This is a genomic window from Caldichromatium japonicum (assembly GCF_011290485.1).
In the GTDB taxonomy this organism is placed as follows: domain Bacteria; phylum Pseudomonadota; class Gammaproteobacteria; order Chromatiales; family Chromatiaceae; genus Thermochromatium; species Thermochromatium japonicum.
In genome coordinates, this window is sequence record NZ_CP048029.1 from 169,036 (window position 1) to 185,858 (window position 16,823).

Below are 16,823 nucleotides of genomic sequence, written 5' to 3' on the forward strand. Positions count from 1 at the left end.
GATAGGATCCGGATCCTGTGTCAACCCCTTCAGAACCTCCTGTCTGTGTCATTCGTCCCGCGACCCTTGTCGACCTCGATGCCCTCTGTCACCTGGAGACGAGCTGTTTTGCAAGCGATCGGATCACCCGCCGTCAATTTCGCTATCTTTTGACGCGTGGGCATGCCATCACCTTGCTAGCCGAGTTGGATGGCGAGGTGGCCGGCTATGTCCTGGTGCTCTTGAACCGGGCGACGGCGGTGGCACGGCTCTATTCGATCGCAGTGGCACCCGAGGCGCGCGGACGCGGGATCGGGCGTGCCCTGGCCGCCGCCGCCGAGCAGGCGGCCTTAGCTGCTGATCGCGCCTATCTGCGCCTGGAGATCCGCGGCGACAATCTGGCCTCGCAGTCGCTGTTCGAGGGGGCGGGCTATCGGCGCTTTGGGGTGCTGGCAGACTATTATGAGGATCACATGGAGGCCCTGCGTTATGAAAAGGCGCTGGCTCCTGGACTCAGGTCTGAACTCAAGCGCGTGCCCTATTACCGCCAGACGCTCGATTTCACCTGTGGGCCCTCGTCGCTGATGATGGCCATGCAGTCGCTGCGCCCGAATCTGGAGCTTAACCGCACCTTGGAATTACGCATCTGGCGTGAATCGACCACCATCTTTATGACCTCGGGGCATGGCGGCTGTGGCCCGCTGGGTTTGGCCTTGGCGGCCAAGGCGCGTGGGTTCGCCGCCGAGGTCTATGTCAATGACACGGGCGTCCCCTTGGTCGATTCGGTGCGCAGCCCCGAAAAGAAGGAGGTCATGCGCCTGGTCCATGAGGACATGCTAACCGAGGCCGCCCAGCGCGGCATCCCCATCCATTATCAGACGCTCGCCATCCCCGAGCTTCAGCAGCGCTGGGATGCCGGCACCGTGCCCCTGGTCCTGATCAGCTCCTACCGCATCTATGGCGAACGCTTTCCCCACTGGGTGGTGATCACGGGTTTCGACGAGCATTTCGTCTATGTCCATGATCCCTATGTCGATACGGCCAGCGGCAAGACGGTGCTCGATTCGATCGACATGCCGATCCAGCGCGATGAGTTCAGCCGGATGGCGCGCTATGGCCGGGTCAGGCTCCAGGCGGCCCTCCTGATCTCCAACCCTTAAACTGACCCGATGGCCGAACATCTACTCCTGGTCGAACAGTCCGGCGATTGGAAGCCGGGCTTCCCCCACCTGCCAGTGGTCACGGCGCGCGACTATCTGGCCAGCAGCGAACTGGCGAGCAAGCGCGAGCTGCGGGTGATCAATCTCTGTCGCAGTTACCGGTATCTATCGCTGGGGTATTACTGTTCGCTCTTGGCCGAGGCGCGCGGTCACAAGGTCGTTCCGGCGGTGCGCACCATCCAGGAGCTCTCCAGCCGCGAGATCTATGACCTGGCGACCGAGGAGCTCAATGTGCTTGCCCAGCGTCTGCTCGGACGGCGCAAGACCGGCGCCCTGACCCCGACCGCCTATGAGCTGACCATCTGTTTCGGGCAGTGCGATGTCAAGGAATTGCAGCCGCTGGCGCGGCTGATCTTTGAGACCTTCCGCTGTCCGATCCTGAGGGTTGAGTTTCGCTTGCATGGGACCTGGCGGATCGGTGCAATCAAGGCATTGCCCATCACCGCCATCCCGCCTGCCGAAGAGGATGCCCTCTTTGCGGCCCTCGAGGGCTATCTCTCCAAACGCTGGCGCCAGCCGCGCGCCCGCCTGTCCTATCGCTATGACCTGGCGGTCCTGTACGACCCCACCGAGGAGCTGCCGCCGTCCAATCCGCGGGCGCTGGCCCGCTTCATCAAGGCGGGCAAGGCGCAAGGGGTGAATGTCGAGCTCATCCAGCGCAAGGATTACAGCCGGCTTGCCGAATACGATGCGCTCTTCATCCGCGAGACGACCCGGATCGGGCACCATACCTTTCGCTTTGCTAAAAAGGCCGACAGTGAGGGCATGGTCGTCATCGATGATCCCGACTCCATCCTGCGCTGTACCAATAAGGTCTATCTGGCCGAACTGCTGGCGGCGCATCGCATCCCCCGACCCAAGACCCTGATCCTGCGCAAGGAAAACCTGCTCGACGCCGAGGCACAGATCGGCTATCCGGTGGTGCTCAAGATCCCCGAGGGCTCATTCTCGCGCGGTGTCTATAAGGCCGATGACCGCTCTAGCCTGACCCGCATCGCCGGCCGGCTGTTTAAGGCGTCCGATTTGATCCTGGCCCAGGAGTTTCTCTATACCCCTTTCGATTGGCGGATCGGCGTGCTCGGGCGCCAACCGCTCTATGCCTGCAAATATCTGATGAGCCGGGATCACTGGCAGGTCATCAAACATGAAGGCGATGGGCGGCGGGTCGAGGGCGGTTTCGACACCCTGCCGATCGCTGCGGTCCCACCGGCGGTGATCCGTACCGCGCTCAAGGCCGCTGATCTGATCGGCGACGGGCTCTATGGGGTCGATTTGAAGGAGACGCCTAGCGGTCCGGTGGTCATCGAGGTCAATGACAATCCAAATCTGGATGCCGGCGTCGAGGATCGGGTGCTGGGCGAGGCGCTCTATGACCGTCTGATCGCCGAGTTTGTCCAGCGGCTCGACCGTCAGCGCGGCGCACGCTAGTTCCATTAGTTCAGCCTTTCTCATGTCAGTTTCAGCAATCGATCCGACCCTGCCTCCAGCCTTTTCTCGACGGACCCAGCTCACCGCGGCCCGCATCGCGGGCTCTTGGCTGAACCGTTACCGCGAACTCATCGATGACTGGCCGGCCTTCGTCGATTCGCTCTGTTGTCCGTTGCCAGTCGTGATCTGGGCCAATCCGACGCGTATCTCGGTGGCGGAGCTGGCCGAGCTGCTGTGCGTGGAGGGCCTGGAACCGGAGCCCATCCCAGGTCTCCCCAACGCCTTGCGCCTGCCAGCCGATCTAAAGGTAGGGCAGCAGTGGTGGTATTGCGCAGGGCTTGCCCATGCCCAGGAGGTCGTTTCACAGCTACCCGCAGCCCTGTTGGACCTGAGGCCCGGGCTTCGGGTCCTGGATCTATGCGCTGCACCAGGGGGCAAGACGGCACAGCTTGCCTTTGCCCTGGGCAACCGCGGCACGGTCATCGCCAACGACATCGCTTATGAGCGGCTCAAAGCGCTCCAGGGTAACCTGGACCGGCTGGGGGTGTTAAACGTCACCACGAGTCAATGCGATGGCGTCAACTGGCCTAGCCGCAGCGGTCAGTTCGATCGCATCCTGGTCGATGCTCCGTGCGCCAGCGAAGGGACATTGAGACGATACCCGCGGCTCGTGGAACGCCTGGACCCCGCTGGACTCGGGCGCTTGGCCGCAAGACAGCGCGCCTTGCTGCGCAAGGCGGTGCAACGCTGTCGCCCAGGCGGATTGGTGCTGTATTCGACCTGCACCTTTGCCCCCGAGGAGAATGAGCTGGTGGTCGCCGAGGTCCTGGATGAGTTCGGCGGGCGCGTCTGGCTGCGCCCCATCGCCCTGCCGGGATTGATCGCCAGCCCCGGGGTCACCGAGTGGCAGGGGCGCAGGCTCGATCCCCAGCTTGCCCGTTGTCTGCGCCTGTGGCCGCATCATAACGACACCGGCGGGTTCTTCATGGCCCTGTTAGAAAAGGACCCAAGCCTATCTGCAGAACCTGAGCCTGAGCTGGCGGCCATCGGGGGGGAGGGACATGAGGACTGGCTCCTGGGTCTTTCAGCCAAATATGGCCTGCCGGCGGATTATTGGCAGGGGTATCGCGTCCACCGCCAGACCAGGCGCGGGCTGCATCTCATAGCCGCCGATCATGCGCCGCCTGCTTGGCCAAAGGCCGCCGGGCATGGGATCTTTTTTCATCGCACCCAGGTCTCGCCGCCTAAACCCACAACCGGCGGGGCATTGGTTCTTGGCTGCTCGGCGACCCAGTTTTGTTTGGAATTGACCGCCGAACAGCGCGATGCCTATCTGCGTCGCGAGACCTTTGCCCCAACCGCCTCCCAGCGCCTTGCCCATCCGCCCGGTCAGACCATCGTCACCTATCGCGGTCACCCCCTAGGGGTTGCTGTGCTCCATCGCTCGGGAGTGATCGAAAGCCTGTTTCCCTGGCATTGGAGCGGGCGGGTTGCCTCACTGGATTGAGCGGTCGGATACTGATCTTGTTTGCCTTGTCGTCCCGACCGGTCCCTTGATCGGTGCGGCGACAACCGAAGCGTCCATCGATTCGAAGGAGCCATCCATGATCCATCCTGCTAAACCCTTGTCGAGCCCTTTGATCAGGGGGCTCGGTGTGATGCTGGCCGTCCTGCCCCTCAGCAGCGCCCTGTGCCAATCGGAAACGGCGCCGCCGGCACCTGTTGAGCCCGGTCTTCGGAGCGAATGGGTGGTTGCCCCGCCAGATGAGCCGCCGCCGGCTGCTCAGCTGCCAGAGGGGACCGTCTTGCAAGAGGAGATGGTCTTGCCGCCCGGGACTATCCTGCCGGGCGGGGCTATTCTCCCTGCTCAGCCGTCCGCGCAACCCAGGGCACCGATCGTTGCGGAGCCGCTCCCTCCTGCACCTGCACCTGAAACGCCGGCCGCGGTCGCTGTTGCACAAGAGACGGGCAGTGTGCCCTATCTCAGCGGTGGGATCGGGCTATCGGGGCGCGAGGAGATGTTGCAGGTCAAGCCGCAGTTCAACCTGCGCCTGCTCTTTGCCGAGGCCGGCGGGGCCTATCTCGCCGACATCCGGGTGCGCATCCAGGATGCAGCGGGCGCCGTCCTGCTCGATGCCGTCTCCCAAGGGCCTTGGTTCTATGTCAAGCTGCCGCCGGGCCGCTATCGTGTTAATGTGGATAATGCCGGCTCTATCCAGACACGCGACGTCAATATCCCGGCCACGGGCGGGGTCGATCTGAATTTTTATTGGTAATCCGTGGGGATCGGCAGCGCCCGCCCTGCTCGCTAGGGTAGGCGTGGCAATCCATCGATCGGTTTCTCAGGCTCCTAGGTTGCGCATCCCGCACCCTAGCCAGTGCCCTCTGCCAGCAAGGGCTAGAGGCAAGGGCCAAGGGCCGTCACACCGGCGAAGGCCGGTGCCCAGGGACCTCCTGGAGATGGATTGCGGCTTGTCCCGGAATGACGATCAGGGGCTCTCGTTACCCCTCGATCAGGGTCGCCACTGCCTTTTGGAGCAAGGGGATCAGGGCGGCGCGATCGATGTCTGGGTGACTAATGGCGCGCACCGCAAGGCCATCGAAAAGGGCCATCAGGAGCTCGGTGCTGGCGGCGATATCTCTCTCTGGGTCCTCCTCTTGACTGCGACCGCGCCGTGCCTGACCGATGAGCTCCATAAGACGCTGGCGCTTGATCTGGTCGGCGGCGCGTAAGGACGCCGCGACCCCTGGGTTGCGCGCCGCCTCGGCCAGGATCTCAAGCTCTAAAGCGGCATTGGCGAGATTGGTCTTTTCATTCAGCCCGAGCTCCACTCGTTCGACCAGGGCCTGAAAGAGGTCCTCTGCATCCTCGAATTGCTCAACCAACTGCAATGAGTAGGCGAGCTTGCGCTCGATCAGCGCGCCGATGATCGCCTCCTTGTTGGCAAAAAAATGATAGATATGCCCCGGACTCATGCCGGTGGCCTTGGAGAGGGTGGCGATACTGGTGGCATGAAAGCCATCTTGGGCAAAACAACGCGCTGCGGCATCCAGGATCTGACGCCGCCGTATCTCCCCGCGGCTTAATTCAGTTTCGGTCTGAGACATGGATCCTCCTCGCCGTGTGGGGCAGCCCTTGACGCTGTCGTGCGACGGGATTAGATTGAACGTTTATTCTAGAATGAGCGTTCGAGGCTTTTCCAGCAACCATGTCCCTCGCCCCTCAACCGAGGTCTGTAGGGGATGCAATGTCTCCCTTACAGGCCGCATGGCGTACCCCCTGGACGGACAAGGCGATCGGGGCCGCTATGATCTTTTTTGCGCTCGTTGGCTGCAGCAAGCCCCATACGCCGAGCCCCGGACCAGGCATGGGTCCATCCGGTCCACCCGAGGTCGGGGTCATCGCCCTCCACCCCCAGACGGTTAACCTGACCGTCGAGCTCCCCGGACGCACCTCGGCCTATCGCATCGCCGAGGTCAGGCCCCAAGTCGGCGGGATCATCCAGGAGCGTCTCTTTAAAGAAGGTAGCCAGGTCCAGGCCAGTCAGGTCCTCTATCAGATCGATGCCGCACCCTATCAGGCGGCCTATGAGAGTGCGCAGGCGGCGCTCGAACGGGCGCGCGCGGGGCTTGAGCGCGCGCGTCTGAAGGCCGAACGCGCGGCCAATCTGCTCAAGGCCCGTGCCGTTAGCCAGGAGGACTATGACGATGCCGAGGCGGCGCGCAAGGAGGCGGCGGCTGCGGTCGCCGTCGCCGAGGCCGAGGTCAAGCGGGCACGGATCGAGCTTGACTATACACGCATCAAGGCCCCGATCGGCGGACGGATCGGGCGCTCGCTCGTCACCCAGGGCGCCCTGGTGACCGCCAATCAGGCCCAGGCATTGGCGACCATCCAGCAGCTCGATCCGATCTATGTCGATCTCACCCAAGCGAGTGTAGAGCTTTTGCGCCTGCGCCGCGCCCTCCAGGATGGGCGCCTGCAACGCCCCGCTGGTGACCAGCCGCGCGTCACCCTGATCCTGGAGGATGGGCGCGACTATCCACATCCCGGGCGGCTTGAGTTTGCCGAGGTGAGCGTTGAGCCGACAACCGCTAGTATCATCCTGCGCGCCATCATCCCTAACCCCGACCAGGTGCTATTGCCGGGCATGTTTGTGCGCGCGCGGGTGGAGGAGGGCCAGCGCCAAGGCGTGCTCCTGGTCCCGCAGCGCGCCGTCCAGCGCGACCGCCAAGGTCGGCCCTATGTATTGGTATTGAACGCAGACGACCAGGTGGAACAACGTCTATTACAAACTGAACGCATCCAAGGCGATGCCTGGTTGGTTGAGGGGGGGGTCGCCGCCGGCGAGCGCCTGATCCTCGATGGCCTACAAAGGGTTCGGCCCGGTGATCAGGCCAGGGCGATCGCCCTCGATGCCACACCAGGGGCCTCGGGTCCTGCCGCCCCAAGCTCGCCCTAAGGCCTTTACCCCAATCCCTCTGTGCTGCGCCAGCGAGAGGGGATAAAGACGACATCCCTCGATCGGTCTTAAAGCCATGGCCCGTTTCTTCATCGACCGACCTGTATTTGCCTGGGTCATCGCCCTCCTGATCATGCTGGCGGGGACCCTGGCGGTCTGGAACCTCCCAGTCGCCCAGTATCCGGCCATCGCGCCGCCGGCGATCTCGATCACCGCTACCTATCCGGGCGCCTCGGCCAAGACGGTCGAGGATGCGGTGACCCAGGTCATCGAGCAGCAGATGAGCGGGCTCGATGGCCTGAGATACATATATTCGACCAGCGAGTCCAACGGGGTGGCGACCATCACCCTGACCTTCAACAACGGGGTCAATCCGGATGTCGCCCAGATGCAGGTGCAAAACAAGCTGCAACTGGCCAGCGCCCTGTTGCCCGATGAGGTGGTGCGCCAGGGGATTCAGGTAGCGAAATCGGTGCGCAACTTCTTGATGGTGGTGGCCTTCGTCTCGCGCGATGGGCGCCTGTCGAACGCCGATCTCGCCGACTATGCCATCAGCCTCATCCGCGACCCGATCAGTCGCATCTCCGGGGTCGGGGAGGTCACCTCCTTCGATAGCCAATATGCCATGCGGGTGTGGCTTGATCCCTATCGGCTCACGCAATACGGCCTGACCCCCGCGGATGTCATCGCGGCAATCCAGGCAGAGAACGCCCAGGTCTCGGCGGGTCAACTGGGGGCGCTGCCTGCTGTCCCCGGGCAGCAGCTCAATGTCACGGTCAATGTCCAGGAGCGGCTCCATACCCCAGATGCCTTTGGGTCGATCCGCCTGCGCACCTTGCCCGACGGCTCCAGCGTCCTATTGCGCGACGTGGCGCGCATCGAATTAGGGAGCGAGACCTATGGCCGCATGGCGCGGCACAATGGCCAGCCAGCCGCCGGCATGGCGATTCGGTTGGCGACCGGCGCCAATGCGCTCAAGACCGCAGATGCCGTCAAGGCCAAGATCAAGGAGCTTTCGGCCTTCTTCCCGCCGGGGATGGAGGCGGTCTTCCCCTATGACACCACTCCCTTCGTGCGTATCTCGATCGGAGAGGTGGTCAAGACCCTCCTCGAGGCGGTGGTCCTGGTGGTCTTGGTGATGTATCTGTTCCTGCAGAACCTGCGCGCCACCCTGATCCCGGCGATCGCAGTGCCGGTGGTATTGCTCGGGACCTTCGGAGTCTTGGCGGCCTTCGGCTATTCGATCAATACCCTGACCCTCTTTGCCATGGTCTTGGCCATCGGCCTTTTGGTCGATGATGCCATCGTGGTGGTCGAGAACGTCGAGCGCATCATGCACGAGGAGGGCCTGGGGCCCAGGGAGGCGACGCGCAGGTCCATGGATCAGATCAGCAGCGCCCTGATAGGCATTGCCCTGGTGCTCTCAGCGGTCTTTGTCCCCATGGCCTTCTTCGGCGGCTCGACCGGGGTGATCTATCGGCAGTTCTCGGTGACCATCGTCTCGGCCATGCTGCTGTCGGTCCTGGTGGCGCTTAGCCTCAGCCCCGCCTTGGCAGCAAGCCTGTTGAGACCCCCTCCGCCTGGGCCGCGGCGCGGGTTCTTCGGTTGGTTCAACCGCAACTTTCAGCGCAGCGTTGGCTTCTATCTCAAGGGGGTCTCGGCGGTCATCCAGCGGCGCTGGTGGTTTTTTGGGATCTATCTCCTCTTGGCGGGGGGCATGGTCATCTTGCATGAGCGCATGACCACCGCCTTCCTGCCCGATGAAGATCAAGGGATCCTGATCGTCCAGGCGAGCCTCCCGCCTGGCGCCACCCTGGAGCGGACCCGCGAGGTGCTCAAGCAGGTCGAGAGACATTTCCTAGAGAACGAAAAGGCGGCGGTCAAGGAGCTGATCACGGTCGCGGGCTTTAGCTTTGCCGGCCAGGGCCAGAACATGGCGATTGGCTTTGTGAAGCTTCGGGATTGGTCGGAGCGTAGGCGCCCTGAGCTCCAGCTCAAAGCGGTGGCGGGGCGGGCGATGGCGGCGTTTGCCCGTATCCGCGACGCCCGGGTCTTTGCCTTCCCGCCGCCGGCGGTGATCGAGCTTGGCACCGCCTCGGGCTGGGATGTGCAGATCCAGGACAAGGGCGGGGTCGGACGTGAGGTGCTCGCTGAGGCGCGCGGCCAGTTCCTGGGGATGGCGATGCACGACCCGCGTCTGATGGCGGTGCGCCCCAATGGGCGCGAAGAAGAACCGCAATACCGGGTGGAGATCGATCGCATCAAGGCCGGCACCTTAGGGCTGTCGCTTGCCGAGATCAACAAGACCCTGTCCGTTGCCTGGGGGAGTGCCTATATCGATGACTTTGTGCACGAGGGGCGGGTGAAAAAGGTCTATGTCCAGGCCGATGCCCCCTACCGGATGCAGCCGGGGGACCTCGCTGCCTGGTATGTGCGCAATGCAACAGGCGAGATGGTGCCCTTCTCGGCCTTTGCGCACGGTCATTGGATGCTCGGTTCGCCGCGTCTGGAGCGCTATAATGGACTTCCTTCCTTTGAGTTTTTGGGTCAGGCCGCGCCGGGCTTGAGCACCGGTCAGGCGATGGCCGCGATCGAGGAGCTGGTCAAGCGCCTGCCGCCGGGGATCGGGCATGAATGGACCGGCATCTCCTTTGAGGAACGGGCCGCCGGTAGCCAGGCGCCAGCGCTCTATGCGCTTTCCGCCTTGGTGGTCTTCTTGGCCTTGGCCGCGCTCTATGAGAGCTGGTCGGTGCCCTTTGCGGTGATACTGGCGGTACCGATCGGCATCTTCGGCGCGGTGCTGGCGGCCCTGGGTCGGGGTCTGCCCAGCGACATCTATTTCCAGGTCGGGCTCTTGGCCACTATTGGGCTATCGGCCAAGAATGCGATCCTGATCGTCGAGTTTGCGCGCACCCTACAAGAGCAGGGGCAGGGTGCGGTCAGCGCAGCGCTCGAGGCGGCGCGCCTGCGCATCCGCCCGATTGTCATGACCTCCCTGGCCTTCGGTTTTGGGGTCTTGCCGCTGGCCTTGAGCCAGGGGGCCGGCGCCGGCGGGCGGATTGCGCTGGGGACAGGTGTCCTAGGTGGGGTGGCAGCGGCCAGCCTGATCGGTGTGTTCTTTATACCCCTGTTCTTTGTCCTGATCCGGGGGCGGCTGAGGTCATCACCCAAGGAGTAGTCCGCTGGCCGAGATGTTTCAGGCATCTAGCTATCTGACATGCTTCACCATCCTTTGACAGCCTCCCCGCCCTGAAGGGCAAGGCTTGTCGCGCTTTGGGTCAGGCCCCTGTCAGATCTTGGCTTACTCGGGCAAGGCATCCTGATAATCGATCCCTGCCGCTTCCAGACCCTCTTTGAGATCGGCCATCGCCCTCTCCAGACCGGCGCGCCCGCGAAAACCGAGTCGGATGTGCGGGTCCTCTCCGCGATGCGGCAGGCTAAAGTGCTTGAGTTGAGGATATCTGCGGGTCAAACCCTGCATCAAAGGGATCAACTGGCTCTCGGCGACCCCGCGCACCAGGACGGCTGACTCGCGCAATGGCGGACAGCGCCCGCAAGACTGCTCCAGCACCCATTCAGCCATCGGCCAGGCCATCTCAGGAAAGCCAGGCAAAAACCAGTGCTGTTTCAGGGAGAAACCAGGGATCTGATTGATGGGGTTCGGGATCAATCCGGCACCCGCCGGCAGATCGGCCATGAGGATGCGGTTGGGATAGGCCGCCTCGCCAAAGCGCTCCTCGATCAGACGCGCTGCCTCGGGATGACGGCTGAGCTCGACCCCAGCGGCGGCGGCGGCGCAAGCGCGGGTATGATCATCTGGTGTGGCCCCGATCCCGCCGCAGACAAAGACCGGTTCCTCCCGCTCCATGGAAAAACGCAGGTGGGCGGTCAAGACCTCCGGGTCGTCAGGCAGCAGCCAATGCCAGGCGAGACTGTGGCCGCGCCCGCTCAACAGGCGTTTGAATGCGGCGAGGTGTTTGTCGCTGCGCGCGCCATTGAGTACCTCGTCGCCGATCACAATCAGGCCGAAGGCAAGGGGTTTGGCCTGCTGGAGGCTCGCGTCAGCTCCGGACATGGTCGGCGAGGCTTTCCTGCTTGCGATAGACCGCCCCTTGCATCAGGGCAATGGCTGCGCCCGTCTCATCGGTCACCCGGATCAGATAGGTCACCAGGCGCGGATTGCAGGAGACCTCTTCGGCCTCTGCTGTCAGGACGCCGGAGCGCACCGCCTTCATGAAAGAGACTGCCACGTTTAACCCGAGGGCGACCGTCCCATGGGCATTCGAGGCCACGGCAAAGACCAGGTCGGCCAGGCTGAAGATAGCTGCACCATGGACCAGACCAACGGCATTAAAATGATGCGGTGCGATCCTAAGCTGTGCCCGCGCCCGGCCTGCGCTGACCTCGACAAGCTCGATACCGACATGGGCGGCGAAGCGGTCATTGCAAAAAAACTCTGGAGCGCTTCAGGTGTCATCAGGTTTACATTCAAGTCTTTGGGAAAGTGTCCGGGTAGGGTCTTGCTCGATTGCGCGTCACAGCGGCGAGCGCCAATGTCCCGAAGGCTCGGGGCAGATATTGAGGTGTTTCCCTGGATAGCGCTGGTATGGGTACCGGTAAGAAAGCACCCTGCGGACCATCACTAGAGCTACTCCCCAGGGGGTACCACTGCGCTAGCAGCAAGACAGGAGACGGCCTTGCTGCATGCTAGACGCCGCCTTTTTTCTGTGCCTGCTCCTTTTGCAGCATCCGCTCCTCGAATGCCTCCTCTGCCTTGGCCTGGAGCTGTTGTCGTTGCAGACGGCAGACGTGGCGGATGATCGCCTCACGGTCGGCATCGCGCAGATGGACAAAATCTAGGGCAATCTGATAGCGGTCGGCATCGATAGGGTCGCAGCGCAGCACCCGCACGAGCGCTTGCACATAGATCCGCTCGGGAAACAGGGTCAGTTTGATCTCGGCCCGGCTGTTGACTGGCAGAGCTTCGGGCCAAAAACAGCTCAGCCCCTGGGCACTGAGGTTGACCTCGATATCCGCCGTATCGGGAAAGCCTTCACTGTCGCTCAGCGCCTGGGCGAGCGCATCAAGCTGGTTCTCGATCACCTTGATATAGGTGGCCACGGTTGGGAATTTATATTCAAGGGCGCGGCGGTCGGGCAGATGCAGTTCGCGGATGGCCTTGAGGTCATTGACCAAACCTGCGCGCGAGCTGCGGGTCTCGAGCGTCTCGATCAGACGATCGGCCTCGATCAGATTGATTGGCTTAAGCCGCAGGCCGATGCGGTCGTCGATGCGAAAATAACGCCGCCGGTTTGCTTCCTCCGTTGGGGAGGTGCATTGGTCTCGTTCATCATTAACCATGATCGGCTCCTGGCGGCTGTTCGATATTTTCTAGGGCCTTGGCGCTACGCTCGCCGAGCACGATGATCTCAACCCGGCGGTTTTTGGCGCGGCCGTCCTCGGTGTCATTGCTTTCGATCGGGCGGTTTTCGCCATAGGCGCGGATCTCGATGCGGTGCGGATCGACCCCCCCCTCGCGGGTCATGGTATGGGCCACGGCTGCGGCGCGCGCTGCCGACAGTACCCAGTTGGAGGGGAACTCAAGGGTCTGGATCGGGCGATTATCCGAATGCCCGGCGACCAGGATCCGACCCTGGATCTGATTGAGGGCGGTGGCAACCTTCATCAACACGGTAGCAAATTGTGGGTTGATCCGTGCCGAGGCCGAAGGGAAAGAACCCTTTTCGCGGATTTGGATCACGACCTGATCATCGACGGTATTGATCTCGAGCAGTCCATCCTTGATCTCTTTTTTGAGCTGTTCCTTGAGGTCTTCGGCCTTATCCTGGGCATCCTCGATCGCGGGGTCTTGGATCTCGAGAACACGCTTGCTCTCGTCGGTGGTCTGTTGGCGCACCTCATTGAGCACGGTCGGCTGCGGTTGGGCTGGGGAAAACTCCTGCATGATGATGCTCGTGCCCAGCGGGTCCTCCTGAGCGGGGATATCGCGCTGGACACCGAAGGCGGCCTTGAGCGAACCAGCAACCTGTTTGTATTTGATGACGTCCATCTCCGAGAATGACAGCAACAACACGAAGAAGCACATCATCAGCGACATCAGATCGGCGAAGGTAGCCATCCATTCCGGGGCACCGGCAGAGGCAGCTGGGCATTCGCATTCTTCATCGGACATGGCTTAACACCTCGCCGGATCGGGATCGATCAGCCAAACGGCTAGCTGACTATCTATTCTTTACCCTTGCTGACGCGCTGATTTTCAGGCAGATAGGTCATCAGCAATTGCTCCAAGACCCGCGGGTTTAGGCCCTCTTGAATGCCCGAGACCGATTCCAGGATCAGGGTTTTGGCCAGCTTTTCTTCATTGCTGCGCAGCTTGAGCTTTTCGGCAATGGGGGTGGCGAAGGCATTGGCCAAGATCGCGCCATATAGGGTCGTCAGGAGCGCCACCGCCATCGCCGGTCCGATCGATTTGGGATCGGACATGTTTGACAACATCTGCACCAGGCCGATGAGCGTCCCGATCATGCCCATCGCCGGTGCCACCTCGGCGGTTGCCTTAAAGACACTATAGCCCGCCTCTTGGCGCTGGATAGCCAGATTGATGTCGCGGCTGAGGACCTTTTGCACGACCTCGGGCGGATGGCCATCGATACACAGCGAGATGCCGGTCTGCAAGAAAGGATGCGAGATCGATTTGCCTTCGAGTGCGAGCAGTCCTTCGCGCCGGGCGGTATTGGCTAGGGAGACCGCCTCTTCGATTAGGGTCGTCGGCGGGATCGACTTGTGCAGGAAGGCGCCCAGGGCGACCTTGAAACTTCCCAAAAATTGGCCAAGCGTTGTTCGGAACAACACGACAAAGGCCGTGCCAAAAAAGACGATGATCACCGATGGAATGTCAACGAAGACCATGACATCCCCACCGAGTACGATGGCGCCGACCATCACGCCGATGGCGCCAAGCATCCCGAGAAGGGTTGCTAGATCCACATCAGTCTCCTCGATCTATCGGCAATAGGGGGCAAGAAATCAGACTGCCAAAGGGTTTTGGATCAGGAGTCCTTCCTTGCAGACGCAAGATCAGGCCGGCTAGCCTTGATTGGCTACTAAGTATAAAAATTTCACTGACCGCTACCAACTGGCCATGGGGCAAGCTGCGTGAGGTAGGGACCGCTTGGGTTGGCGTGTCGGCAATTCACCTGCAGCAAACCTCTACCGCTGTTTGCAGTCTTTTTGGAAACCTTCTCCTAATGCCCGAGACCCTGAATATCGCCATTGATCTTACTCCCCTGTTACCGGGTGGCGAGAATGGGGGTGCGCGTTTACTGGTGTTCGAACTTTTATACCAGCTCATTGAGCTGGTGCCAGATACCAGGTTCATCCTGCTGACCCAATCTGCCTCACATGCCGAGCTCGCCTGGCTCGATCGCCCCAATGTCCAGCGCATGCAGGTGGTAGGCGCCGCGGTGGGCCAGGGGATCCGCCCGCGGCTTGCTCGCCTGGCCTCCTGGCTGCTCAAACCCCTGCCTATCTGGGCACAGCGGGCAAGCGGGCGGTTGGCCTATGGGGTCAATGCGACGCTCAAGCGCCTGGGTTCCAGAAGTCAGCTCAAGGCGTTGGGTGTGGATCTGCTGTACTGCCCCTTTACTGCTCCAACCTTTCATGAGCCGGGCCTGCCGACCGTCTGTACCCTGTATGACCTGCAAGAGCGCATCTTCCCGGGTTTTTTTAGCCCCGAGGATCTCGCCAATCGCGCTGGGGTCCTTGCCGCCTTGCGCCGTCAGGCTGATCTCGTGATCACCATCTCGGAACATACCCGAGCTGAGGCGATCGCTGCCGGCCTGGATCCGGCGCGCATTCAGGTGATCCCGCCGCGTCTGGCCCAGCGTCTTGCGCGCTATCCGCTGGCAGGCACTGAGCACGTGCTTGATCGCCTCGGCATTCGGGAAGGATATTATCTCTTGTATCCCGCCAATTTTTGGCCCCATAAAAATCATTCTCGTCTATTTGCAGCCTTCAAACAGGCGCGTGTCCGCGGGCTGCCGGATGAGTTGGTCTTGGTCTGTACCGGCGCGCCAGGCAAAGGTCTAGAGCAAGCGCGGGCATCAGCGGCAGCGCTCGGTCTAGCGCCGCGGGTCCGTTTCCCTGGTTATCTTACGGATCCTCAATTGGCTGTCCTCCTCAACCATGCAGCAGGCCTGATCTTTCCGTCGCTCTATGAAGGGTTTGGTTTACCGGTCATCGAGGCTATGGCAGCAGGGATACCGGTCGCCTGTAGCCATACCGCGGCCCTGCCGGAAGTCGCAGGCGATGCCGCTATCCTTTTCGATCCCCTGGATCCCCAGGCCATCGCCTCGGCCATGTTTGAATTGGTACTGAACCAAGACAGACGTGCCCTCCTGGTCGCGGCAGGGCAGCGCCGTGCTGCCCAGTTTTCTGACAGTCGCGCTATGGCCGAGGCCTACTGGTCATGTCTTTACCATCTCCTGCGTCTCTAAATTGATCCGCCTCCTTACAGTCATCCTGAGCGCCCTGTCATTCCGGCAAGGGATGAAATGGAGTCCAAGACAATCCGAAGGCTACAGAATGAACCAGCCAGGTTTATGGCTGCGAATGGATTGAGCGTCTTTCTGATACCAGATCAAAATTTGGCAAGTTTTGCTGGGCTCGTTGATAATCTGGCCAATCCTTGCCGTTGCTATTGATTGAGGTTGTTTTGATCCGCATCGCCTGTATCACCGGCATCACTGGCCAGGACGGTTCCTATCTGACCGAGCTCTTGCTTGCCCAAGGCTACGAGGTCCATGGCACCGTCCGGCGCACCAGCACCCTGGAGCGCAGCCGTCTGGCGCACCTCTATGCCGATCCCGAGATCTATGGCAAACAGCTGTTCTTGCATTATGCCGACCTCGATGACCCAACCACTTTGCGCCGGCTGCTCAGTCGTCTCCAACCCGATGAGCTGTATCATCTCGCTGGCCAGAGCCATGTGGGGTTGAGCTTCGAGATCCCAGAGACCACCTGTGAGTTTACGGCGATGGGGACCTTGCGCCTGCTCGAGATCCTGCGCGACCTCCCGAGGCCCCCGCGCTTTTTTCATGCCACCTCAAGCGAGATCTTCGGGCGACCCAAGGTCAGCCCGCAAAACGAAGAGACCTCCATAGCGCCGGTCAACCCCTACGGCTGTGCCAAGGCCTTCGCTACCCATCTGGTGCGGGTCTATCGCGAGAGCTTTGGCCTATTTGCGGTCAATGGCATCCTCTATAACCACGAATCGCCGCGCCGCGGCGAGCATTTCGTCACTCGCAAGGTCTGTCGGGCCGCAGCGGCCATCAAGCTCGGACTTCAGCAGGAGTTGAAACTGGGCGACACCAGCACTCAACGCGATTGGGGGCATGCGCGCGACTATGTGCGCGGCATGTGGCTTGCCTTAAACCACCCACAGCCCGATGACTATGTCTTTGCCACTGGTATCCTGCATCGGGTCCAGGACGTCATCGAGATCGCCTTTGCGACCGTCGAGCTTGACTGGCGCGCCTATGTGCGTTTCGACCCGCATTTGGTGCGCCTCAATGAGCCCTATAATCTCGTCGGAGATGCGAGCAAGGCGTATCAAGTGTTAGGCTGGTCCCCCCAGGTCTCATTTACTGAACTCATTCAAGAGATGACCCAGGCCGAGCTTGTGCAGCTCTCGCAGCGGAATTGATCAATGGATCCG

The 16,823-nt window shown here is 61.8% G+C and carries 14 protein-coding genes; 8 read left to right on the plus strand and 6 right to left on the minus strand.

Annotated elements, in window-relative coordinates; all coding sequences use genetic code 11:
* Positions 1 to 17 precede the first annotated feature (17 nt).
* The 4 genes from GWK36_RS00825 to GWK36_RS00840 all read left to right on the plus strand — a co-directional run bounded on the left by GWK36_RS00825 (position 18) and on the right by GWK36_RS00840 (position 4,903).
* A complete protein-coding gene (locus GWK36_RS00825) occupies positions 18 to 1,139 on the plus strand; it encodes a peptidase C39 family protein (RefSeq protein ID WP_166269247.1) in 1,122 nt (373 codons plus the stop codon).
* 9 nt (positions 1,140 to 1,148) lie between these two features.
* On the plus strand, positions 1,149 to 2,627 hold the full coding sequence (locus GWK36_RS00830) for a RimK family protein (RefSeq protein WP_166269249.1): 1,479 nt from the start codon (positions 1,149 to 1,151) through the stop codon (positions 2,625 to 2,627).
* 22 nt (positions 2,628 to 2,649) lie between these two features.
* The gene (locus tag GWK36_RS00835; RefSeq protein ID WP_166269251.1) at positions 2,650 to 4,134 is read left to right on the plus strand and encodes an RsmB/NOP family class I SAM-dependent RNA methyltransferase; all 1,485 of its coding nucleotides are present in this window, start codon (positions 2,650 to 2,652) and stop codon (positions 4,132 to 4,134) included.
* A gap of 97 nt (positions 4,135 to 4,231) precedes the next feature.
* Positions 4,232 to 4,903, plus strand: a complete 672-nt coding sequence (locus tag GWK36_RS00840) for a carboxypeptidase regulatory-like domain-containing protein (RefSeq protein ID WP_166269253.1) — start codon at positions 4,232 to 4,234, stop codon at positions 4,901 to 4,903.
* A gap of 226 nt (positions 4,904 to 5,129) precedes the next feature.
* Here GWK36_RS00840 and GWK36_RS00845 read toward each other — a convergent pair whose 3' ends face one another.
* Positions 5,130 to 5,735: a TetR/AcrR family transcriptional regulator gene (locus GWK36_RS00845; protein WP_166269255.1), complete on the minus strand. Its 606-nt coding sequence runs from the start codon at positions 5,733 to 5,735 to the stop codon at positions 5,130 to 5,132.
* Between the two features lie 140 nt (positions 5,736 to 5,875).
* Between GWK36_RS00845 and GWK36_RS00850 the strand changes: the two genes are divergently transcribed.
* Both GWK36_RS00850 and GWK36_RS00855 read left to right on the plus strand, forming a co-directional pair.
* Positions 5,876 to 7,087 carry an efflux RND transporter periplasmic adaptor subunit gene (locus GWK36_RS00850; protein WP_246237607.1) on the plus strand — a complete coding sequence of 404 codons (1,212 nt, stop codon included), beginning with the start codon at positions 5,876 to 5,878 and terminating at the stop codon, positions 7,085 to 7,087.
* A gap of 76 nt (positions 7,088 to 7,163) precedes the next feature.
* On the plus strand, positions 7,164 to 10,265 hold the full coding sequence (locus GWK36_RS00855) for an efflux RND transporter permease subunit (protein WP_166269257.1): 3,102 nt from the start codon (positions 7,164 to 7,166) through the stop codon (positions 10,263 to 10,265).
* A gap of 123 nt (positions 10,266 to 10,388) precedes the next feature.
* Here the strand turns inward: GWK36_RS00855 and GWK36_RS00860 are convergent, their stop codons facing one another.
* From GWK36_RS00860 to pomA, 5 genes are all read right to left on the minus strand, one after another.
* Complete coding sequence (locus tag GWK36_RS00860; RefSeq protein ID WP_166269259.1) at positions 10,389 to 11,162, minus strand: competence/damage-inducible protein A; 774 nt, start codon at positions 11,160 to 11,162, stop codon at positions 10,389 to 10,391.
* Positions 11,149 to 11,505, minus strand: coding sequence for a PaaI family thioesterase (locus GWK36_RS00865; protein WP_166272288.1), 357 nt, complete (start codon positions 11,503 to 11,505; stop codon positions 11,149 to 11,151). The genes GWK36_RS00860 and GWK36_RS00865 overlap by 14 nt, the downstream gene beginning before the upstream one ends.
* Positions 11,506 to 11,794: 289 nt before the next feature.
* Complete coding sequence (locus tag GWK36_RS00870; RefSeq protein WP_166269261.1) at positions 11,795 to 12,448, minus strand: PilZ domain-containing protein; 654 nt, start codon at positions 12,446 to 12,448, stop codon at positions 11,795 to 11,797.
* Positions 12,441 to 13,280 (minus strand): type VI secretion system protein TssL, long form, encoded by an 840-nt coding sequence (tssL, locus tag GWK36_RS00875; protein ID WP_166269263.1) that lies wholly within the window; start codon positions 13,278 to 13,280, stop codon positions 12,441 to 12,443. The genes GWK36_RS00870 and tssL overlap by 8 nt, the downstream gene beginning before the upstream one ends.
* A gap of 53 nt (positions 13,281 to 13,333) precedes the next feature.
* Positions 13,334 to 14,095: a flagellar motor protein PomA gene (pomA, locus tag GWK36_RS00880; protein WP_166269265.1), complete on the minus strand. Its 762-nt coding sequence runs from the start codon at positions 14,093 to 14,095 to the stop codon at positions 13,334 to 13,336.
* A gap of 260 nt (positions 14,096 to 14,355) precedes the next feature.
* Here pomA and GWK36_RS00885 point away from each other — a divergent pair, with 260 nt between their 5' ends.
* Positions 14,356 to 15,603, plus strand: a complete 1,248-nt coding sequence (locus tag GWK36_RS00885; protein WP_166269267.1) for a glycosyltransferase family 4 protein — start codon at positions 14,356 to 14,358, stop codon at positions 15,601 to 15,603.
* A 218-nt stretch (positions 15,604 to 15,821) separates the two neighbouring features.
* Positions 15,822 to 16,811, plus strand: coding sequence for a GDP-mannose 4,6-dehydratase (locus GWK36_RS00890; protein ID WP_210756815.1), 990 nt, complete (start codon positions 15,822 to 15,824; stop codon positions 16,809 to 16,811).
* The last annotated feature ends 12 nt before the right edge of the window (positions 16,812 to 16,823 follow it).